The sequence below is a fragment of the Thiocapsa marina 5811 genome, assembly GCF_000223985.1.
Taxonomy (GTDB): Bacteria; Pseudomonadota; Gammaproteobacteria; order Chromatiales; family Chromatiaceae; genus Thiocapsa; species Thiocapsa marina.
Genome location: NZ_AFWV01000001.1, coordinates 259,903 through 281,538, shown reverse-complemented (window position 1 = coordinate 281,538; position 21,636 = coordinate 259,903). Strand labels below are relative to the sequence as shown.

Genomic DNA, 21,636 nt, shown 5'->3' with positions numbered 1-21,636 from the left:
CCACCATGCCCATACGCGACATCGCACCTGTTCACCCCGGCGAGCACCTGTCGGAGTTCCTGAACGAGCTTGGCATCGATCCTGAACGCGCGGCAGCGGACCTGCGCATCCCGGCTAGGCGCCTTGACGCTGTTCTCGCCGGTGCTCAAGGAATCAGCGCCGATATGGCATTGCGGCTTGGTCGCTACTTCGGCACGACCCCGGCATTCTGGATGTCTTTGCAGAGCAAATACGATCTTGAACAGGCAAGCGATGCACTGAGCGACGAGATGAACCGAATCGCGCGCGTTGGCTGATTGTGCCTGCCGTGTGCCGGAACAGCGGTGCCGATGACTTTACGACTTGGTGATCCTCACAACCTCTAAACCGCGTCCAGCGCGGATCCCTCGTCATGCACAGGGCTGCGTCTTTCAACGCAGCCCTGTTGTCCACTCCGGACGCGGTTTAGCTCAACACCCCGGCGTGTAACGCAGATCCAGCGTATAGGGATGCTCCCCCGCCGGCTCGTGCGGCGGCGGGTCGATCGGCCCTGGCGTGTGTCCCATCAGCCGGAAGCGGGCGATACGCCGACTCTCCGCCTCGTAGCTGTTGACCGGGAAGTTGCTCTCGCTGCGACCGCCCGGATGGGCGACATAGTAGGTGCAGCCACCCAGGCTTGCGCGGTTCCACAGGTCGACGATCTCGAACAGCAGCGGGCTGTGAGAGGGGATCGTCGGGTGTAGACCGGACGGCGGGCTCCATGCCTTGAAGCGGATCCCGGCGACGAACTCGGCCTTGCGTCCGGTCGGGCGAAGCGGGACACGCCGGCCGTTGCACACGAGCACATGACGGTCGCCGACCATGCCGTTGACCTTCACCTGCATCCGCTCCACCGAGCTGTCGACGAAGCGGGCCGTGCCCTGCGCCGTAACCTCCTCGCCCAGGACATGCCAAGGCTCGATGGCCGCGCGCAGCTCCATGTCGATCCCGTTCTCGGTGACGAGATCCCCGTAGTGCGGGAAACGGAACTCGAAGAAGGGATCGAACCAGGCCGGATCGAAGGGATAGCCGGCACGTTGCAGATCGCAGATGACGTCGTTGAAGTCCTGTCGCACGAAATGGGGCAGCAGGAAACGATCATGCAGCTCGGTGCCCCAGCGTACGGGCTTGCGACGGTAGGGTTCCTTCCAGAAGCGCGCGACCAGGGTGCGCAGCAGGAGCATCTGGGCGAGGCTCATGCGGGCGTGCGGCGGCATCTCGAAGGCACGGAACTCGACCAAGCCCTGACGCCCGGAGGCGCTGTCGGGCGAGTAGAGCTTGTCGATGCAGAACTCGGTGCGGTGGGTGTTGCCGGTGACGTCGGTCAGCAGGTTGCGCAGCACCCGATCGACAACCCAAGGCTGCGGCACCTCGCCGGGCGGCATCTGCTGGAAGGCGATGTCGAGCTCGTAGAGCCGGTCGTCGCGTGCCTCGTCGACCCGCGGGGCCTGACTGGTCGGGCCGATGAACATCCCCGAGAAGAGATAGGACAGGCTCGGGTGATGCTGCCAATAGCCGATCAGGCTCTGCACCAGATCGGGTTTGCGCAGGAGCGGGCTGTCCGCCGGGGTCGGGCCGCCGAGGGTGACGTGGTTGCCGCCGCCGGTGCCCGTGTGGCGCCCGTCGAGCATGAACTTCTCGGTGCCGAGCCGGGCTTGGCGTGCCTCTTCGTAGAGGATCTGGGTGTCGCGGACCATGTCGTCCCAGTTCTCGGACGGATGGATATTGACCTCGATGACGCCGGGATCGGGCGTGACCGCCAGCTTCTGAAGCCGATGGTCGCGCGGCGGCTCATAGCCCTCGATGATGATGGGCATCCCGAGCTCGGCGGCCGTGTCCTCGAGACAGAGCACCAGATCCAGCCAATGCTCGAGATGGGTCAGCGGCGGCATGAAGCAGTACAGCCGACCTTCGCGCGGCTCGATGCAGAGCGCGGTGCGGATCAGGTCCGGATGCAGGTCATCCGGGAGCGCGACCTGCGGGTGAACCGACTGATGCGACTCGTCCAGCGGCGCCACGCGCCCGTAGCGGGCGGCGAGATCCTGCGGCCGGTGGCCCTGCTCACGGATGGTCTGCGGCGCTTGGGCCGGCTCGACCACGCGGCTGTAACGGCGCGCCACCTCGTCGAAGGGCGATCGCAGCGGGGTGACCGCCTCGAAGGGGTTGCGCTCGGGGACCGTATCCAGCTCGCCCTCGGGGATGTAGGGCAGGGCATCCAGGGGCAGGCGGAAGCCCATCGGCGAGTCGCCCGGGATCAGGAAGAGGTTGCCGTCGCGGAAGGTCCAGCGCCCGCTCTTCCAGCGCCCCTCGGCACCGAATCCCCACCAGCGCAGCGGCAGCACATAGCCCGCGACGCGGTTCAGACCCTGTTGGAAGAGCCGCGTTAGACGCTTGCGCTCGTTGGGATCCTTGAGCTTGTTGTCGAGCGGGTCGACGTTCGCCGGCAGACGCGCCTCTTTCCAGAGGTAATAGAAGACGTCTTCATGGGCCTCCGACGCGAAGCTCGGATCCACCCCCAGGTGACGGGCGAGCGTGCGCACGAAGATCTCGGCCTCGGCAGGTCCGTGGCCGTATTGTGTGTTCTCCAGGCCGAACAGCTCCGGGTTGCGCCAGACCGGTTGTCCGTCCTTGCGCCAGAAACAGGACAACGCCCAGCGCGGCAGCTGCTCGCCCGGGTACCACTTGCCCTGTCCGATGTGCAGAAGCCCGCCGGGCGCGAAGTGGCGCTTGAGGCGCAGCATCAGGTCCTCGGCCAGGATCTTCTTGGTCGGGCCGAGAGCGGCGATGTTCCACTCCGCACCGTCCATGTCGTCGATCGAGACGAAGGTCGGCTCGCCCCCCATGGTCAGGCGCACGTCGTTGGCCTTGAGCTCGGCATCGACCTGATGGCCGAGCGACTCGATCGCGGCCCACTGCTCGTCGGTGTAGGGCTTGGTGACGCGCGGGTCCTCGTGGATGCGCGTGATCTCGTTGTGGAAATAGAGCTCGACCTCGCACTTGTCCGTCGCGCCCGTGATGGGTGCGGCGCTGCGCGGTGCCGGGGAGCAGGCGAGCGGGATGTGACCTTCGCCGGCAAATAAACCGGAGGTCGGGTCGAGCCCGATCCAGCCGGCACCCGGCACATAGACCTCGGCCCAGGCGTGCAGGTCGGTGAAGTCGGCCTCCGGACCGGACGGTCCGTCGAGCGATTTCACGTCCGCCGTCAACTGCACCAGATAACCGGAGACGAAACGCGCGGCCAGACCCAGGTGGCGCAGGATCTGCACCAGCAGCCAGGCCGTATCGCGGCAGGAGCCCAGACGCCGGGTCAGGGTCTCTTCGCAGGTCTGCACCCCGACCTCCATGCGGATGACATAGTTGATGTCCTGCTGGAGACGCTGGTTCAGATCGACGAGGAAGTAGACCGTCTCGCGCTTGGTCCGGTCCACGGCCGAGAGCCATTCGGTCAGCAGCGGTCCGCTCTCCGTCACTTCAAGGTAGGGCGCCAGCTCCTTGCGCAGGTCGGGCTCGTACTCGAAGGGATAATAGAAGGCGTAGTCTTCGAGAAAGAAGTCGAACGGGTTGATCGTGATCATCTCGGCGATCACGTCGACCTCGACCGTCAGCGTCTTGGCCTTCTCGGGAAAGACCAGCCGTGCCAGGTAGTTGCCGAAGGCGTCCTGCTGCCAGTTGATGAAATGCTCGGCGGGTTCGACCTTCAGCGAATAGGAACGGATCGGCGTGCGGCAGTGCGGTGCCGGGCGCAGGCGAACGACATGCGGTGCAAGGTTCACCGAGCGGTCGAAGCGGTATTCGGTCTTATGGTTAATGGCGACGAGGATCGACATCGGGGCTGGGTTCCTAACTGAAGTGTCGGGGTTCGAAGTGGACGATCGCCCTGCGGCGCTTGCGCTCGCGAGGCTCGGTCGGAAGACGAAATATGGATCGGGGCGTGGGTGTCCTGCCGTCGGGCGGCGCATCCTGGTAGCCGGAAAGCAAACATCGTTCCTGAGTGTGACCGACGGGTTCGATTCAGGTGCCAACGATCCCACAAAACGTCGGCGCTGTCTTGTGCTATGGGTTGACCTTGGCCCCCGGCTGCGCCGCGCTGGCCGGCGATCGTCGGGGCTCGGACGCGGTGCGGTCCTTCAGTCGGGCTCGAAGGGCAGGCGAAATGGCCTGATATTGATGCCGAGCGGGGTCTTGTCGGGTCGGTCGTGCGCTGACTTGGTGCGGACTCGCGGCATCGCAGGCGCGGCGCAAGCATCGTTACGGGTCATTCCCCCAATTCCGCGATCACCCGCGCGACCATCGCCGCGCGCGTGCGCACGCCCAACTTCAAGAAGATGCGGCGCATGTAGGATGAAACGGTACACTCGCGCAGGTGCAGCCGATCGGCGATCTGTTTGTTCACCAAGCCTTTGCTGACCAGCATGGCGACCTGAAGCTCGCGCTGGGTCAAGCGTTCGAGGATCCCGACCCTGTCCTTCGGTTCCGGCGGAGACGCGCGCGCGTCGATCAGGATGAGATAGCGGCGGCCATTCAGCGAGCATTTCCCGATGATCTGCGCGGCCTCCGTTCCACAGCAGGCCCGGGCGCGGAGCTCGCCGCCTTCCTCGTCGTCCGTGCCGACCGCAGGGACCACCCGGCATCGGGTGTCCGCGATGGTGAACTCGTCGATTGCCTTCATAACATGGGTTCCGTCCTGACGTGGATCAGGTTGAACGTCGCCATGCGTCCCGGGGACGAGATCTTCTTATCGTGCATTCGAGCGTACGCAGAAAATAGCATAGGGCGGCCGACGCATGTCCCAAAACCCGGCTTGGCTGGCCCGCGTCCCGACTAACGGCCGTTGCCGAGTGTCTGCCCGAGGGGCTCTCAGAGACGTCCCCCATAGTGTCGTGTCGGTGCGGTCGTCGCGCCGCGGTCCAATCGTCGCGGCGCACCGGCCCGACGGATCGCGATCTTCAGCCAAGCTGCGCGCTTTCGATGGCCTGCCTCCATCAGAAGCGGTTCCGCCGAGACGAGGCGCAGCCCGGCCCGATGAGCTGCCGCCTCGATGTCGGCGAGGCTGTGCCACCGCTGTAAATGGACCTCGCGTGCCTCCCCGCGCCGACCGAAACGAATCTCGACTCGTGTCGTTCCCGGCGGCCCGCCGCAGGTTGCGCGCCAACGGCTGGTCAGACCGGATGGCGCCAGCAGCACATCCTCCGATCCGTGCGCCTCCGCCGCCGGGCGGCCGCTCAGGAGATCCCCGAGCAGATATCCACCGGGTGTGAGGTTCTCGCGGCAGGCCCGCAAGGCCGCGACAAGATCGTCCATCGTCACCAAATAATTCAAGGTGTCGCCGTTGCAGGTCATGAGGTCGACCGGATACGGTAGACATAGGCGGCGCATGTCCTGCCGCAAGAGCACCACCCCCGGGCCCCGCAATCGCCTCGCGGCGACCTCGAGCATCTGCGGTGAGCGGTCGACCCCGATCATGGGCACGTCGTAGCGGCGCAGCAGGTCGCCCAAAAAGCGCCCGGTTCCGCAGCCGATGTCGGCGATGCTCCGGAAACGCAAGCCCAGTCGGCGGACACAGGCATCGAAGCTCCTGCGTATGACCGGGAACAGCGCGTCCCCGACGAGCGCGTCGTAATCGGCCGCCAAGCTCGCATACGGCGGGATGCGATGGTGCGCGATTGTGCGGGCGTTCGGCCCCCGCGGGGCATCGAGGTCGCGAATCATGGCGCACGATCCAGCCGGGCACCCGAGGTCAGAGCACCCGGATCATCGGCGATCGGCCCGCCGGGGCTCGCCGGGGATCGCGTAGGTTCGCGGCGACCTCCGCGGTGACGCGCACGCCGCTGTTCAATCTACCGGGCGGCGCCAGGATGGTGCCCTTCGCGCAACCATAGGAGCGACCACGCTCGTCGAGGATCCCCGAGGTATGAATCCCGACGACCGCGGGCACGCCGGCGAGGGTTGCCCAAATCGGGCTGCCGCTGTGACCCGGACAGGTATCCACCGTGTAGAGCAGGCGCTGCGGGGTGAAGCGACGCAGCCGCTCGCTGTGCCACCAGAGGCTGCCGATCGGGCGATCGGCCGGGTAGCCGGCGACCGTCAGGGGCGCACCCGATTCGAGCCGTTTCAACTGTGCATCGGTCAAGACCCGCAACGGAAGGAAGCGCGTGATCCCGGGGAAGGGCCGGGGCAACACCACGAGGCCATAGTCGTAGGGTCGACGGGCAGAGGTCGAGCGTGCCTGGATGAAGCCTCGCGGCACATAGCCCTCGATCGCCAGTTGGGTGCCGAACGGGAACCGGTCGCGATCGGCTCGCCCCGGAGCGACGCGCACACGCACGGGCGGGCGCTGCAGCTTCAGGCTGTAGAGGCAGTGCGCCGCGGTCAGGACGTGGCGCGGTCCGATCAACGCGCCGCTGCACCCGCGCCACAGGCCGTCGCCGAAGTCGCGCCCGAGATGGCAGATGGTGTTGTAGGGAAAGCGCCGCGTGCGGGTCTCGTGAACCCGGTTGTCGTCGGGGCCGACCAGCGCATAGTCGCGCTCGCCCGATTCGGCCAATGCCGTGAAGGCATCCAGCTCCGCGAGCATGCCCTTAGTCCTCGGGGGCGCCGTCGGTCGCGGCGGTGTCGACTTCGCCGCTCCCCGCCGACCTCGCGAGGGCCTCGCCGGGTCGCGGATCCGAACCCTCGTGCGGGGCTTCGTAGTAGCCCTCGGGATCCAACTCGGTCAATTGCTCCCAGATGCGATTCAGGATGATGTCGGCCTCCGCACGCTGGGACAGGAAGCCGACCGCCCGGGTGATGAAGGCCTCCTCCTCCGGGCTCAAGAGGCTTGGGTGAGACTCCTGGGGTTCCTGCTCCGGATTCGGTGGCGGCTCCGCGAACAGTGCTTCCGGGTCCTCGTCGAAAGACTCTCCGGTCCATTCGGATGTGGGTTCGGACGGGGTGCGAAGCGGGGCGACCCTCCCGCCGCGCCGTGCGGTTGTGTCACGAGCCCGGGGCGCGGGTGTTTGCGCCGGGGGCGTGTGCGTCCGCGGCTGCTCGCGGGCGGCCTTGCGGCGAGCGATCAGGGATTCGATCTCGGCAAGCACCAAGGCGTCGAGATCGACGCAATCCTGTTCTCGCTGGTTGCGGGCGGCGGGTCGTGCCTGCGTGCCTTGACTCTGTGTCATGGTTGCCTCCAATGATCGGTCGAACGAAGAGCCGACTGAAGTCGGCGTACCCGGGGGACGACGCAAGTCGGCGCACCGGTCTGTGGGTTCGCCGGTTTCAATCGGCCCCCGGGCCAGCGGGCTCCGGTCGACCGAATTCAGCACAGGTCCGCGTGGAGCCGCCCGCTGCCTGATTGGCAAGGGCGTCCGGCCAGGTTGCGTCCGGAGCAGCGTTCACATCAATGCCGAGGCGAGCCGGTCCAGCCGATCCGATGCGCCGATCGTGCGCCCCGGCTCCGGTCGACGCCCGATCTGCCCCTCCTTGCGCAGATCGAGAATCCTCGCCAGATTGGCGTTCGCCTCGTGCACCGGCTCGAGCGAGCGCGCCGGTCCGGTGATGAGGCTGACCACCCCGGGTCCATGCCCGCTCTTGAGACTGTCGCCGTGCACGACCACGCCGATCGTCGTATAGCCGGGCCGCAAGGTGCGCCCGTAGCGATGGTCGGCACCCCGGATCGCCACCAGGTCGCCGAAGCGAAGGCGATCGAGTCGAAAGCGTCGGCGCACCTGCGGATCGGACAATTGAATGTCTCCGTCGCCGCGACAGCTATTGTCGCGACCGATCCCGGAACCGATGATCCCGGCGGGCAGCAGATGCGTGACCGGCACCCTCAACCGGTCCGGCGCCGAGCGCAATCCCCAGCGGCGGATCAGCAGCGGGGAGCAGTTGTAGAGCGTCAACTCGGGATGCTCCGGCAGCCGCAGCCCCAGACCGTGCGAGTAGATTTGAATCCGGTCGCCGATGCGCAGACGCCGCAGGACCGAATCCGGAAAGTCGACCAGGACGTGGTCGATGCCGCCGTGCTTGCCCGTCACCGTGCCCTTCTGATCCGTGCAGGGGCCGGTCAGCACGCGCGCCGCGTTGCCCACACAGGCGTAGGTGTTCAGCGCCAGATTGGCTGCATTCGGCTTCCCCTTGAGGGCGCGCTGGCGGCTCTCGACCGCGACGCCCGGCTCGAGGTGATCGGCCGCGAGGCCGACGCACGGATCCCCGACGCGGTGGCTGATCACGATCCCGCCCGGCCCCGGCACCACGCGCGGCACCCCGTCGCGGCCGATCCGGTAGGGGCTGCTGCCCTGGGTCGGCGGGACGATCTCGCCGGCGACCGCGACCATGACCAGTTCCTTAAGATTCATCGACGGCGTGCCGGCCCGGCGGCGGGTCGAGGGCAACGGCGGTGCAAGTGGGGGGTGTTTCATGGCAGTCGATACCAGAAGGCGCTGGCGTCCTGCCAAACATCGTCGAACCGGTCGCCCTCGCCGGAGGACGACCCCAGGTCGGTCTCCAGGTCGGGATCCGCCGCGTCGAGCGCTTCGCTCAGGAAGGCGCGCGGGGCCACGAGATGCACGACGGCGAGGTCGAGACCGCTCCAGCAGAGCTCCAGAGCACCGCTGCGCGCGAGCAATGGCGTCAACTGCCGGCGCAGCGGGCGGGACTGCTCGGAGTCGACCTTGCGGCAGTCGATCCCGCAGGCGGCGAGCAAGCGGCAGAGCGCCGGGGCCTCGTCGCTCGGCTCGGCCAAGGTCAGGATCAATGGGCGGTAGCGGCTCATGGCCGCCGCCAGCGCGGTCGCATCCAGCGCGCCGCCCAACAGCGGCACGGCCGGCTCGAGATCCGGCGCGGTCCCGAGCAGACGCTGCTCCAGATCCAGTCCGAAGCGCTCGAAGCGTTGGATCACCTGCGAATCGACCTCCTTCGGCATGAAGGACTCGTCGATTCGCTCCCCCGCCCAGTAGAGTCTCAAGACAGGGAGACCGAGATCCAGCCGTGCCCGCTCCCATTGGTCCAGCGAGGCCGGATCCGGCATCGGCGTGCGCGCATCCGCGAAGGGGTCTGCCAGCAGATCCCGGGGCTGCAGCCGATAGTGCGTGGTGTTGTCGAGGATCGACCACAGCCGGGGGACCAGACAGACCCGCAACTCCTCGGCGAGGCGCAACGCCAGCATGGGTCCGTGGCGCGCCAAGGCAAGCCGCAAATCCAGGACGCACAGCCAGCCCTTGGTGTCGACCGTGACCTGAAACGGCGGGAGCGGACCCATGGCGCAGCTCCGGTGTCAGGCACTTAGGAGGCGAGCGCCAGGGAGGGCTTGCGCGTCTTCAGCCCCAGGGTCGAGCGCATGGCGCTGCCGACACCCGGGAAGGCGCGGCCCTCGGCGGTCATCCGGTAAGCGGCGATCCAGGCCTCGGCGTGCGCGCCGAAGGGCCGCGCTTCGGAGCGGAAGACAAGCGGGTCGGCGGTCGTCTCGAAGTCCTGATCCGCGATCCACTGCAGGATGCGCCGGCCGCTCTCGGCCATCTTGGCGCGCTGCGAGAGCTCCGCCATACCGCCGAGATGACGGTTCGAGACGACCTCGATCACGTCCCACTTGGTGTTGGCGTCGAACGCCTTCTTGATGTCGGGCTGATCGAAGAGGTCGAGCAGGGTGCTCAGGTAGTGGCCCGTCTCGTGGGTCAGCGCCAGGATGTTGCCGTAGCTCGCGCGGTCCAACGCGAAACGCAGGTCGGTGCCGAGCCGCTGAATGCTGGCCAGATTGCCGAAGGGTCGGTCGTCGATGTCCTGCGAGCCACGGATCACCTCGCCGACGGTCATATCCCGGAAATACTGAGCCATCGCCGCCATGAAGGCGACGAGCTGCCGGTGGAAGCCCTGGTTGACCACCGCCCCGGCCGGCGCCGGTGCGCTGCCGTAGTTGAACACCCGCCGATAGGCGATCATGCGATCGCGCAACGCATAGCGCAGCGGCTTCCATTTCTCCAGGATGTAGAGCGCCCGCGCACCCGGCCCGCGCTGCACCCGCATCCGCCCGAGCTGAAAGAGCTGGCGCAGCACGTCGGCCACCTGAAATGCCTTCATACGCTCGTGCTGATAGATGAAATACAGCTCGGCGGCGGCGTGGAGCTGGCTCGGGATCACCGACTCGTCGAAATCCGGCACCAGATGCGCGTAGGGCAGTTCCCCGAAGGGAAGAACACCCTTCGCACCGAAGCCGATCAGGTCGGCGAAGCCGAGACTGGAATCGCCGGACGCCCCTTTCTGGAGCTCGCCGAAGCGTTTCTCGAACTCGCCTTCGAGGTTCTTGCGTTCCTCCGGCGGCAACTGCTCGAGCTGCTCACGCAGGAAGCGCTGCCAGAGGCGGGTGATGGTTTCGTAGTTTTCGTAGGCCATGGTCTCCTACCTCTTAAGGCTGCGGACCGCTGCGTGATGGTGCGGCAAGGCTCGGATGCGAGGGCGCGCTCTCAAAGTTATTTCTCGTTTTGCTGCTTTGGAGATCCAGGAGACGCAGACGACGGTTGCGACGATCTTTGGCTCGCCCTTGGCTTCTTCTGCTGTTCTGGGTTCTCACTCTTGACCGGGGCGCAACAACTATCGGACTCGCGATCAAGGATTCGGCTAACAAAGAAGAGCTTTTGTTTCATATCGAGATTTGCTTGCTCGACGATTTCCTGAGCCTTCTGCAGTTGAAGATTGTCGGCGACTATCGTATACCGCTGCGCCGGAACTTTAGTGGCCTGAGTTGAAAAGCCAAACAACGCTTTCAATCTCCCAATTAACAGATTCTCGTCGTCGGCGGTGATATTGTCTGGCATCGCGAGGATGATCTGCGCGCCTACCTGGCGCTTCGTCAATCTAAGACCTTCTCTCAGATATTTGGCGGCCGGCTCGGCAAAGGTCTCTCCGTAACGGGTCGCGTCGGGGCGGCGTGCGCCGGACAGTTCACCAATCGCGTGAGCAACCGTTTCGGGGAATCCAAATTCTAGATCGCCGCAGTGTACCGGTGGCGATTCGCCGAGCGATTGCTCGATCGCGCAGATTGCCGCCTCAACTAAGTCCTGCGTCGGGACCAAGAGTCCGCGGGGATCTTCGATGTCACCCTTCGCGCTGTTGCTCGGCGACACCGTGCACTTATCTAGCTTGGTGCCCCAGTTGAAACAAGTCGGGGCCATGGTATGCAGCAGGTTCTCCCACTGCGCCTCGGCATCACGCTGTAAACACAGCTCTTCGCGCATAAGTTGAAGCGCGGATGCTTTGAATGGTGTTGGCTGCGTATTCTCTTCGGTTGGCGAGCAGTGCCACCAGAGACAATTGCGAATATTCGCAAGGTCCTTGTATAGATCCGATTTCGGCGGTACACATCTCAGTTGAACACAGGTCTTTTGGTCTTCGTTGCTGTTGTAGTCGAAATACGACTGTTCTTGTAGATGAATGCTTCCGAATTCAGTCGTGTCCTTCAAGAGCTGGTCAATTACGAAACCGAACGACGCGGCACGCTGTTCCGCCGTTCCCTTTCCTTTCGGATCGGTTCCCATCACATAGAGATCGATGGCGCGGTCGACGTCGTACAGGACCTTATCGAGCAAGACTTGGCAACGGACAGGGTCGGATCCGCACTCGCAGCCCAGATAGCAGTCGAGTGCCTGTGCGAGCTGTCCCCGCAACGCGGTCAACTTGAGCATGCGTTGCGACGGCGCGTCCGGGCCACCGATGCCGTAGAGCCCGTAGTGGGCGATCGCGGGTCGTGCGATATAGAGCAGGCGATAGCCGGCGCCGCTGCTGAAGGCGTCCAAAAAGGAACGGATGGCGTCCAGATAGGCCGAGAAGGGCGGTGCGGGCGGGTCGGGAATATTCTTGGTGATCATGATCAGCCGGCGGAAACGGCCCAAGGTCAGCTGGGCTGTCGCCCCGAGTGCGCGCAGATCCTCGGCGCTGCCGCGCGTGGCCCAATGCACGAGCTCGTCCAGCACGCGCGCGACATGGTTCTCTTGGAACAAGGGGCGCAGCTCGGTGAGCCCGCTGCCGTCGAGATATTCCATCACCTGACGCAAGGCATGCTGACCATAGGCCCACTCGTCCTGCTCCAGGACGGCGTGCCGGCTGCCGATGAGGTTGCGCAAGCTGTTGATGACGGCGTCGCGGCGAGCCTGTAATTCGCTCGCCGGGGCCTGGAGCAGAAAACGACCGCCACCGAAACCCGCTTGGGCAATGGTCTCGCCGATCGTGACAAGGATGACGCTGGCGACCTCGTCGAGGCTCTTGGCAAGACTGCGATACTGGTGGCCCATTCCCGGGGTCAGAGCGCCGACGAATCGGGCCATCCGGGCGTAGTCACCCAACAGCCGACGTGTCGCCATCGCCTGATCACGCTGCCAGGGATCGAGGGCGAAGCGGGCAGCGTTGACGCCTTCCGCAACCGACTGGCGGATGTGTTGAGCCCAGCCGCGCAGCTCCGGGTGGACATTCTTCAGCAGGGCGTGACCGACCAAGGCGTCGAGGTCACGCGAGACATCGTCCCGGGCCTGCTTCAATTCTACGGAGGTCGAGGTTTCGACCGGAGCGCGGGTCTCGATCCGCGTCACCTTGAAGAACGGCAGCCCGGCCGCTTCTTGATCCAGCGCGGCCTGCTCGTCCACATACCGCTCGCGCAGTGCGTTGGAGATGGCCTCCGGGTCACGCGGGTCGCTGACGCGCAGGTGTCGGCGGATCAGGTTGTCCAAGGCGACGGCCGCCTGCGAGCGCTCGGCGGGGAGCGCACTGGTGTTGGTCTGTTGGCTCATGGTCTCACCTCGATGCTCAAGCGGCGATTGGCAGTGGGTCGTGTGCGACGGCGCTCGGGGCCTTGGCCGGTCTAGATAGATGTCGGATGACGAGGTCGGAGAGCGGGCCGGCCGAGGCGCCCATCCCCAGTGCGTAGCGGCTGGCGCTGACCAGGAAACGCGGCGGCAGATCGGCCGGAATCCGATTGTTCGCCAGCGCCTTGGCGCCGTCGCGGATGGCGCGCTCGTCCTCCCTGCGGAAGAGGATGACGTCCGCCAGCGCCCGCTGCGCCAGCCCGCGCCGGGTTTGGAAGGCGACCTCGTCGACCACGGCGGGGATCACGCCGTCCGCGCTCGAGAGCAGGGCCGAGGGGATGCGGTGGCCGCGCGGGAGCCGATACAGGGTCTTCCAGACCTCGCGCACCCGACCGGCCTCGGCGTCGAATCCCATCCGCGCCAACATCTCGGCAAGGATCAGCGCGCGCAGATACCCGGTCGGATGCGCGCCGCCCGGCTGGTAGGTCACCGTCCGTTGAACAGGATGGGCGAGGAAGTCCAGCATGCCCCAGGCCGCAGCCGGTCCGCCGAGGAGGAGGGCGGCCAAGTCCGCGAAGATCTCCTTGTGCCAGCGCCGGTAGATGCTCCCGACCAGGGCGGGCGCGTTGGTCCGCGCCAGGCGTCGGACGACGGCATCCTGGTTCTCCTGCCAGAGCCCCAGGTCGGCCTGCAGGTTGTGCGCGACCTCATGGAGGAAGACCGCCTGCCAGGGGTTGTCTCGATCCCACGGGATGCGGATCAACGGAAAGGGGTTGGGCTCGCCGAGCAGCCGAGACAGTGCGATGCCGCGGCGCGTGGTCGCGGGCGAGTAGCCGTGCTCCATATAGGTCAGAGGTTTCAGCAGGGGTCCGCGAAAGACCAGGGGCGCGGCACGGCGCACGGCGGCGTAGCAGTCCATGGCGATGGCGTCATGAGCCGCCAGCGCCGGTGCAAAGGCCGATCCGCGTTGGCTGAAGACCTCGAAAAACATGCCGAATGCACGCCGTGCGCGGTCGATCTCGCGTTCCACCAGGGCCAGATAGACCAGCACCCGATGAGGCGAGGATGCACGCCAGTGCTGTTTCAGGAACGCCGCGCGTGCCGCGACCTGCCGGTCGATCTCGCGCAGCCGCCGATTGGCAGCCGCGAAATGCGCTGCCGAGGGGGCGTAGGGTCGATCCTGCGCCCGTAACCCGACCCGCTCGGGCGTGAGGTTCGACAGACGACGCGCCCTCGCGATCAGCGTGCGGACCTTGTCCTGCAGGAAGGGTCGTACCGTTGCGGGCATGGTCATCGTCGTGTCTCCGCTCGAGCGGCCGGGTTGCTGGCGTCCCTATTGGTAAGCCCAACGCACGCAACGGCGACGCATCCCGCGCGTCGGCCGAGCCGCGCGCGCGGCCGCGCGTCGTACTTGCCGTGGATCGGCCATGGTGCGATAGGTGTTGCGCGCGAGTTGCCGGACCGCGGTTTGACCGGTCACGGGCCGACCTTGCGCCACTTGCCGCGCGATATCCGCCCCTGTCTTACGTACCACCGTGCCGGCCGTGCGCAGCAGCTGCCGAGCCGCCGGGTTGGCATGGACGGCTTGCGCGGTTCCCGCGAGTCCCCGGATGAGTTGCGGCGCCACCCGCATGATGGCCTGACCGGCTTGGGGGATCAGGCGGGCGGCCAAGGGCACGAGTGCGCCCAAGAATGCCTCGGCCTCGGCCTCGTCTTCGGCCTCTGCGGCGAGGGCCGCGAACTGATCCATCTGATCAGGGAGGAGCCCCGATAGTCCGCCGCCGACGGTGTTGCCGAGAATTCCACCGGCCAAGGCGCCCCCGGGACCGCCGAGACCCAGGCCAATGGCAGTTCCGGCTGCCGTTCCGGTGCCCTGGATCGCACCGCGTGCGGCATTCAGGGCGACGCGCCGCTGCACGGAGCCCGGTCGGGTCAACCAGCCCCAAGCGCTACCGAGGAATTCGTCATCCTCGAAGAGGTCGTCCTCGTCGAACACGTCGAAGTCCAAACCGGCATCCCAGTCGTCGAAGGCATCGGCTTCGAGCAGGTCGTAAGCATCGTACATGGCGGTTCTCCTGCCGGTTCGAGCGGCTCAGGCGGCGCTGATGGTGATGCGGGCCGGACCTTGGATGACGTAGGTGCGCGGGCGGACGGTTCGCTTACGCACCACGGTCGAGATCCGCTGCCGCGCGACCGGGGAAGGCCGGGCGAGCTTTCGGGTCATGGCCGGGCTGCGCGCGACCTTGGCTGCGGTGCGCCGCACCGCCTTCACCGCGGTTGCCGGAGATGCCGCCTTGGCCGCGGCGGTTCGCTTCACGCTCTTGGCGATCTTTGGCATCGCCCGAACAGCGGCCGGTCCGCGTGTGTTGGTGAGGCTCTTCGCGGCACGGGTCATCTGTTTAACGACCTGTTTGCGGGCCGACGGCGAGAGTCGGGCGGCCTTGGACTTGAGCACCGTGCGTGCGGTCAGGCCGGCGACGATCGGCAGGGCTCGCGGATCCCGTGCGGCCAATTCGGCGAAGGCGTCGAGTGCCTCTTCCTCGCTGGCACCCTCGGCCCGGAGACGCTGCACCAGGTTGGCGCCTTGGCCAACCAGACCGGCAACGCCACCGACGGCCTGGGCGTAGGGGTGCGGGATCAGGCTGGCCACTTGGGACACGCCGCGGGCGATGTTACCGACCATGGGGGCCGCACGGCGCACGGCCTTGAACACGCGCCCGCCGACCTTCTTCAGCCCTTTGATTAAACGTCCAAAGAATTCGTCGGCATCCTCAGCGCCCAGCGCGTAGGCCATGACGTCCTCGAGCGCATTCTCGGCGTCCTCGTAGTCGTCTTCGTAGCCGTCGAATCCATCGTCGAATTCGTCGTACGCCTCGAAGTCGTCCATCGCCTCGAGGTCGAAGTAGGACTCGTCGTCGTAGGCCTCCGCCTCCATGCCCTCGGCAAAGTCATCCTCGAAGTCGTCCTCGAAGTCGTCCATACCGAGGTCTTCGAGCTCGTCGCCCATCAATGCGGCCCCTTCAGCCTCTGCGGCTGCGAAGTCGTCGTAGAGATCGTCTTCGAATGCACCCATGGCGCTGCCTCCTCATCGAGGTTTCTCGGATGTTCAGGAATCCTTCGGAAGCGGACCCCCCGTATCTCGATCGACAAGGGGATCGACAAGGGCGCCGGCTTTCCGGACGCGACCCGGTGTCGCTGATGCAAGGGTGGCTCGCGCTCGGCAAATGCGCTAGGCGCACGTTTTTGGACGCTTTTTTGGAGGCGTCCGTTTGAGCTACGGGAAATTGCGGAGCATGCCGCGGACGTCTCAATGGACGTCAGCAGAGCGATTCGACGGGGATTTCGCGCCTTGCCCGGAGAAAACTCGAACGCAGTCGGTATACCATCGGCAGATCCTCTTTCCTCCCGAGAAGCTCCCCTCATGGATCTGCGCGCCCTCTGTCTCGCCCTATTGCTGATGCCCGCGGCGCAGGCTGCGGATGTGCCCGTCGAGTCTGCATCCCGAACGACGGAATCAGATCCGCATCTGGACCCGGAGCGGGAACAGCGGGGCTACATGGGCGCCGCGGTCTGCGCGGAGTGCCACCAAGCGGAGTTTGACCTCTGGAAGGGTTCCGACCACGACCATGCCATGACGGAGGCAACACCGGACACCGTGCTCGGGGATTTCGACGACGCGGAGATCGAGGCCCACGGAGTCAAGTCCCGCTTCTTCCGTCGGGATAGCGGCTACTTCGTGCAGACCGACGGACCCGACGGGGAGCTTCGGGACTATCCGATCCGCTACACCTTCGGTTGGTCCCCTCTGCAGCAATATCTGATCGAGTTTCCGGGCGGCCGGCTCCAAGCGCTCGGCCTGGCCTGGGACACGCGCTCGCCGGAGCAGGGCGGCCAGCGCTGGTTCCATCTCTATCCCGACGCCGACCCCGATGCGCCGATGGACCACAACAACCCGCTGCATTGGACCGCCGCGGACCAGACCTGGAACTATCAATGCGCGGACTGCCATTCGACGGATCTTCAGAAGCGCTACGACGCCGAGCAGCATGTCTATGACACGCGCTATGCCGAGATCAACGTCGCCTGCGAGGCCTGTCACGGACCAGGCGCCCGCCACGTCGAATGGGCCAGGGCGAAGGCCGCCGGAGAGAACGCCGAGACGGCTGCGGCGACCGATGCCGCCGGCCGCGGTCTACTGGTCGATCTCAAAGATCGCGACGGCGGTGTCTGGCAGATCGATCCCGAGACGGGCAAGCCGGCGCGATCCGTGACCCGATCGCCTCAAGGTGGCCCCCATGTCCAGACCGAGACGTGCGCCCGCTGTCACTCCAGGCGCGGGCGTATCCAGGATGAGCTGACCCCCGGAGACCCCCTGCACCAGGGTTTTCGGCTCGCCTTGCTGGACCCCGCGCTCTACTTCCCGGACGGACAGATCAAGGACGAGGTCTTCGTCTATGGCTCCTTCATCCAGAGCCGGATGTACCATCAGGGGGTCGTGTGCGGCGACTGCCACGAGCCCCATAGCCTCGACCTGCACGCCGAGGGCAACGCCGTCTGTGCCCGCTGCCATACGCCAGCCCGTTATGATTCACCCGAGCATCATCACCACCAAACCGGCTCGACCGGTGCCGCGTGCGTGGCCTGTCATATGCCCCAGCGCTATTACATGGTCGTGGACGAGCGCGCCGATCACAGCCTGCGCGTGCCGCGGCCGGATCTGTCCCTGAAGCTCGGCACCCCCAATGCCTGCAATGCATGTCATCAGGACAAGGATGCCGCCTGGGCGGCGACCGCCGTGGAGACCTGGTATCCGGACTCGGCGTATCGGGGGCCCCACTTCGGCGAGGCGCTGCACGCCGCCGACACCGATGCCCCGGATGCGACCATGCGTTTGCTCGCTCTCGCGGCAGACCCGAACCAGCCGGCCATTGCCCGCGCCAGTGCATTGGAACGGCTCCGCGACCACCCGGATCCGAGTGCACTCATGACCGTGCAACGTCTGCTCGCCGACCCGCAGGCGCAGGTACGCGCGCAAGCGGTGCGCGTCCTGGACCTTGCGGACCTGCAGACCCGGGTCGAGCTGGCCTGGCCATTGCTGTCCGATCCGGCGCTCACGGTGCGACTGGAGGCCGCGCGCGTGCTGGCGCCGGTCATGACGCAAGGGATCGGGGGCGAGCTGGCGGAGCGTCTGAGTGCCGCCTTGGAGGCGTACGCAATCGCGGAGATGGTGAATGCCGACCGACCCGAGGCACACCTGAATCTCGGCTTGCTGGCGTTCGAGGCCGGCGAGACCCACGTGGCCGAGCAGGCGTATCGCACCGCTCTGAGTCTGGATCGGCGGTTTACTCCGGCGCGGGTGAATCTGGCCGATCTCTATCGGGCGCTGGGCCGAGAGTCCGAGGCCGCGGCGGAGCTGACGGCCGGGCTCGCCGCCGAGCCCGTCACCATGTCCGAGCGCGCAGACCTGCATTTCGCGCTGGGCCTCGCGCAGGTCCGCTCGCAGCGGCTCGATGCGGCCGTCGAAGAGCTTGCGCGTGCCGCCGAGCTGTCCCCGCAGAACAGTCGCTATGCCTACGTCTATGCCGTTGCGCTCGACAGTGCCGATCGGACCTCGGAGGCGCTTTCCGTCCTGGAAGCCGCCCACGGGAAAGCCCCGACTGATCGCGACATCCTGATCGCCTTGGTCCAATACAACGTCAAGCTCGACCGCGCGGATGCCGCCGAGCGCTGGCTCGAGAGACTCGGCGTCCAAGCTCCGGACGACCCGATCCTGATGCAGCTGAAGGAGCAGATCAGGGCGCGCCGGGACGGCGGGACACCGACCGCCGGCTGAGCGGCGTCTGCGCCACAAACACCGTCGCGCCGATTCGATGCAATGATGAATCGCAATGCTTTTTATGCGATTGTGTGCAAACCGCGGCGATCGGTCATCGGATCCCGTGGATTCATCGGCATGACTTCACGACATATAACCACCACGCTGGAGGAGCATCCCGTATGACTTCGAGACCGACCCGATGCGCCGCGACCGCGGTCCCGGCTCTACTCGCGTTGGCGCTGGCGGCGCCCCTGCATGCGCAGTCTCCAGCTGCGCCCCCGTCGGCATCACCCGCTGCCGACAAACCCAACATCCTGGTCGTCTGGGGCGACGACATCGGCCAATCCAACATCAGTGCCTACACCCATGGTCTGGTCGGGTATCGGACCCCGAACATCGACCGCATTGCCGACGAGGGCGTGACCTTCACGGACTATTACGGCGAGCAATCCTGCACCGCGGGCCGGTCTTCCTTCATCACCGGTCAAAGCGTCTTCCGCACCGGTCTGTCGAAGGTCGGGCTGCCCGGCGCCAAGGAAGGGATGAGCGAGAAGGATCCGACCATCGCCGGTCTGCTCAAGGCGCAAGGCTACGCGACCGGGCAGTTCGGCAAGAACCATCTCGGCGACCGCGACGAGCACTTGCCGACCAACCATGGCTTCGACGAGTTCCTCGGCAACCTCTATCACCTCAATGCCGAGGAAGAACCGGAAAACGAGGACTACCCGAAGGATCCCGAATTCAGGAAAAAATTCGGTCCGCGCGGGGTCATTCATTCCTGGGCCATGCCCGACGGCACGCAGAAGATCGAGGACACCGGCCCGCTCACCAAGAAGCGCATGGAGACGATCGACGACGAGACGTCCGACCGAGCGCTCGCCTACATCGAGGAGCAGACCAAGGCCGGCAAGCCTTGGTTCGTCTGGTGGAACGGCACCCGGATGCACTTTCGCACCCATGTGAAGGACGAATTGCGCGGCATCTCCGGTCAGGACGAATATGCCGACGGCATGGTCGAGCATGACCGGCACATCGGCAAATTCCTCCAAAAACTCGACGACCTCGGCATTGCCGACAACACCATCGTCTTCTACTCGACGGACAACGGTCCCCACTACAACACCTGGCCGGACGCCGCAGCGACTCCTTTCCGCGGCGAGAAGAACACCAACTGGGAAGGAGGCTGGCGCGTACCCGCCATGGTGCGCTGGCCGGGCCGCATCGAGCCAGGTCAGTGGAACAACCAGATCGTCCATCACATGGATTGGCTGCCGACCTTCCTCGCGATCGCGGGCGCGCCGGACATCAAGGACAAGCTGTTGACCGGTTATCAGGCGAACGGGCGCGACTACAAGGTCCATCTCGATGGTTACGACATCCTGCCGATGCTCGAGGGCGAGACGGACAAGAGCCCCCGCCACGAGATCTTCTATTTCTCCGACGACGGCGATCTGACGGCACTCAGGTACGACGACTGGAAGATCCTCTTCATGGAACAGAAAACGCCGGGTACCCTCAGGGTCTGGATGGATCCCTTCATCCCGCTGCGCGTGCCGCTGGTCGAGAATCTGCGGCGCGATCCCTACGAGCGTGCCGAGATCACCTCCAACACCTACTACGACTGGGTGCTCGAGCGCGCCTATCTGCTGGTCCCGGCCCAGGCCTACGTCGGTCGATTCCTGGAGACCTTCCAGGCGTTTCCGCCACGCCAAGAGGCCGCGAGCTTCAGCCTGGATAAGGTCCTCAAGACGTTGACCCCCGACGGCGGTTGAGGCTCGGCAGAGCGCTCTCGACGAACGGCGATGCTCCACAAGGTGTCGCCGATCGTCGTTGACGGATTTCGCTCTGGACGCAGTTCAGATTCGATGACTTCGATCGTCTGCGCGTCAAACGGCGCGCCGCCAAGGGATAAGCCGCCCAGCCGGCCGGCCAAGCGGCCAATACCGCGGCGCCTTCTTGACCGCGGGACTGATCCGAAACCATGACGAGGCCCTCCATGCGCTTGCATACACTGATCGCGTCAATGCTCGTGGTCGCATCGGCCAGCGCCGATCCGCTGCCCTCCTGGAACGAGGGTCCGGCCAAGCAGGCGATTACCGCATTCGTGTCCGACGTGACCGATGCGTCGGGGCCGGAGTTTGTGCCGCCCGCCCGCCGTATCGCGGTATTCGACAACGACGGCACCCTCTGGGTCGAGCAGCCCATGTACACCCAGTTTGCGTTCGTCCTGGACCGGCTCCGGACGCTGGCCCCGGCGCACCCGGAGTGGAAGACCGAGCAACCCTTCAAGGCCGCGCTCGAAGGGGACATGAAAACCCTGGGCGAGGCCGGCATGGATGGCCTGATGCAGTTGCTCATGGCGACACACGCCGGGATGACCACCGATGAGTTCGAGATGATCGCGGCGGACTGGATCGGCGCCGCGCGCCACCCGAGGTTCGATCGGCCCTACACCGAGCTGGTCTACGAGCCCATGCTCGAGCTGCTGACCTATCTGCGCGCGAGCGGTTTCAAGACCTTCATCGTTTCCGGCGGCGGTGCGGACTTCATGCGTCCCTGGGCCGAGGGTGTCTACGGGATACCGCCGGAGCAGGTGATCGGCTCCGAGATCGCCCGCCGCTTCGAGCTGCGCGAGGGCGTGCCGGTGATCGTGCGCGAGCCCGAGGTGGCCTTCGTCGACGACAAGGCAGGCAAGCCGGTGGGCATCCAACGCCACATCGGGCGCCGTCCGATCCTCGCCTTCGGCAACTCCGACGGAGACATCCAGATGCTGCAATGGACAACCGGCGCGCCCGGCCCGCGGCTTGGTCTGATCCTCCATCACACCGATGCCGAGCGCGAGTATGCGTACGACCGAGACAGCCATGTCGGCAAGCTCGACACGGCACTGGAGTTGGCTCCCGGGAATGGTTGGGTGCTGGTCTCCATGAAGGACGCCTGGTCGAAGGTGTTCGCGCCTGCGCACGAGTCGTCGTTACCGGAGAAGTGAGTTTTCGTTGCCTTGATCTCAAACCAAGCGCCGGGAGAGCGCATACC

Annotated in this window: 16 protein-coding genes; 4 read left to right on the top strand and 12 right to left on the bottom strand. The window is 65.9% G+C overall.

All coding sequences use genetic code 11. The features are described from left to right. Nucleotides 1–5 precede the first annotated feature (5 nt). Nucleotides 6–296 carry a HigA family addiction module antitoxin gene (locus THIMADRAFT_RS01195; protein ID WP_007191118.1) on the top strand — a complete coding sequence of 97 codons (291 nt, stop codon included), beginning with the start codon at nucleotides 6–8 and terminating at the stop codon, nucleotides 294–296. A 153-nt stretch (nucleotides 297–449) separates the two neighbouring features. Here THIMADRAFT_RS01195 and THIMADRAFT_RS01190 read toward each other — a convergent pair whose 3' ends face one another. The 12 genes from THIMADRAFT_RS01190 to THIMADRAFT_RS01130 form a co-directional block, all read right to left on the bottom strand. Then, on the bottom strand, nucleotides 450–3,845 hold the full coding sequence (locus THIMADRAFT_RS01190; RefSeq protein ID WP_007191117.1) for a transglutaminase family protein: 3,396 nt from the start codon (nucleotides 3,843–3,845) through the stop codon (nucleotides 450–452). 428 nt (nucleotides 3,846–4,273) lie between these two features. Beyond that, the gene (locus tag THIMADRAFT_RS01185) at nucleotides 4,274–4,687 is read right to left on the bottom strand and encodes a response regulator transcription factor (protein WP_007191116.1); all 414 of its coding nucleotides are present in this window, start codon (nucleotides 4,685–4,687) and stop codon (nucleotides 4,274–4,276) included. A 188-nt stretch (nucleotides 4,688–4,875) separates the two neighbouring features. After that, nucleotides 4,876–5,727: a class I SAM-dependent DNA methyltransferase gene (locus tag THIMADRAFT_RS24305; protein WP_007191115.1), complete on the bottom strand. Its 852-nt coding sequence runs from the start codon at nucleotides 5,725–5,727 to the stop codon at nucleotides 4,876–4,878. A gap of 28 nt (nucleotides 5,728–5,755) precedes the next feature. Next, on the bottom strand, nucleotides 5,756–6,592 hold the full coding sequence (locus THIMADRAFT_RS01175; RefSeq protein WP_007191114.1) for a trypsin-like serine peptidase: 837 nt from the start codon (nucleotides 6,590–6,592) through the stop codon (nucleotides 5,756–5,758). A gap of 4 nt (nucleotides 6,593–6,596) precedes the next feature. Further along, nucleotides 6,597–7,175, bottom strand: a complete 579-nt coding sequence (locus THIMADRAFT_RS24300) for a hypothetical protein (RefSeq protein ID WP_007191113.1) — start codon at nucleotides 7,173–7,175, stop codon at nucleotides 6,597–6,599. A gap of 213 nt (nucleotides 7,176–7,388) precedes the next feature. Further along, the gene (locus THIMADRAFT_RS01160) at nucleotides 7,389–8,351 is read right to left on the bottom strand and encodes a DUF4438 family protein (RefSeq protein ID WP_139052646.1); all 963 of its coding nucleotides are present in this window, start codon (nucleotides 8,349–8,351) and stop codon (nucleotides 7,389–7,391) included. Nucleotides 8,352–8,410: 59 nt separating this feature from the next. Then, on the bottom strand, nucleotides 8,411–9,253 hold the full coding sequence (locus tag THIMADRAFT_RS01155; RefSeq protein WP_007191111.1) for a hypothetical protein: 843 nt from the start codon (nucleotides 9,251–9,253) through the stop codon (nucleotides 8,411–8,413). A gap of 23 nt (nucleotides 9,254–9,276) precedes the next feature. Continuing rightward, entirely contained in the window at nucleotides 9,277–10,380 is a 1,104-nt protein-coding gene (locus THIMADRAFT_RS01150; protein WP_007191110.1) for a hypothetical protein, read from the bottom strand. 77 nt (nucleotides 10,381–10,457) lie between these two features. Further along, nucleotides 10,458–12,767, bottom strand: coding sequence for a hypothetical protein (locus tag THIMADRAFT_RS01145; protein WP_007191109.1), 2,310 nt, complete (start codon nucleotides 12,765–12,767; stop codon nucleotides 10,458–10,460). 16 nt (nucleotides 12,768–12,783) lie between these two features. Further along, nucleotides 12,784–14,076, bottom strand: coding sequence for a hypothetical protein (locus THIMADRAFT_RS01140; RefSeq protein WP_007191108.1), 1,293 nt, complete (start codon nucleotides 14,074–14,076; stop codon nucleotides 12,784–12,786). A gap of 39 nt (nucleotides 14,077–14,115) precedes the next feature. Then, a complete protein-coding gene (locus THIMADRAFT_RS24295; RefSeq protein WP_007191107.1) occupies nucleotides 14,116–14,847 on the bottom strand; it encodes a hypothetical protein in 732 nt (243 codons plus the stop codon). Nucleotides 14,848–14,874: 27 nt separating this feature from the next. Beyond that, the gene (locus THIMADRAFT_RS01130) at nucleotides 14,875–15,855 is read right to left on the bottom strand and encodes a hypothetical protein (RefSeq protein ID WP_007191106.1); all 981 of its coding nucleotides are present in this window, start codon (nucleotides 15,853–15,855) and stop codon (nucleotides 14,875–14,877) included. Nucleotides 15,856–16,203: 348 nt separating this feature from the next. On the opposite strand from THIMADRAFT_RS01130, the gene THIMADRAFT_RS01125 reads away from it, so the two are divergent. The 3 genes from THIMADRAFT_RS01125 to THIMADRAFT_RS01115 all read left to right on the top strand — a co-directional run bounded on the left by THIMADRAFT_RS01125 (nucleotide 16,204) and on the right by THIMADRAFT_RS01115 (nucleotide 21,589). Continuing rightward, complete coding sequence (locus THIMADRAFT_RS01125; RefSeq protein ID WP_007191105.1) at nucleotides 16,204–18,615, top strand: tetratricopeptide repeat protein; 2,412 nt, start codon at nucleotides 16,204–16,206, stop codon at nucleotides 18,613–18,615. 164 nt (nucleotides 18,616–18,779) lie between these two features. Continuing rightward, nucleotides 18,780–20,372, top strand: a complete 1,593-nt coding sequence (locus THIMADRAFT_RS01120; protein ID WP_007191104.1) for an arylsulfatase — start codon at nucleotides 18,780–18,782, stop codon at nucleotides 20,370–20,372. A gap of 224 nt (nucleotides 20,373–20,596) precedes the next feature. After that, nucleotides 20,597–21,589 carry an HAD family hydrolase gene (locus THIMADRAFT_RS01115; protein ID WP_007191103.1) on the top strand — a complete coding sequence of 331 codons (993 nt, stop codon included), beginning with the start codon at nucleotides 20,597–20,599 and terminating at the stop codon, nucleotides 21,587–21,589. Nucleotides 21,590–21,636 lie beyond the last annotated feature (47 nt).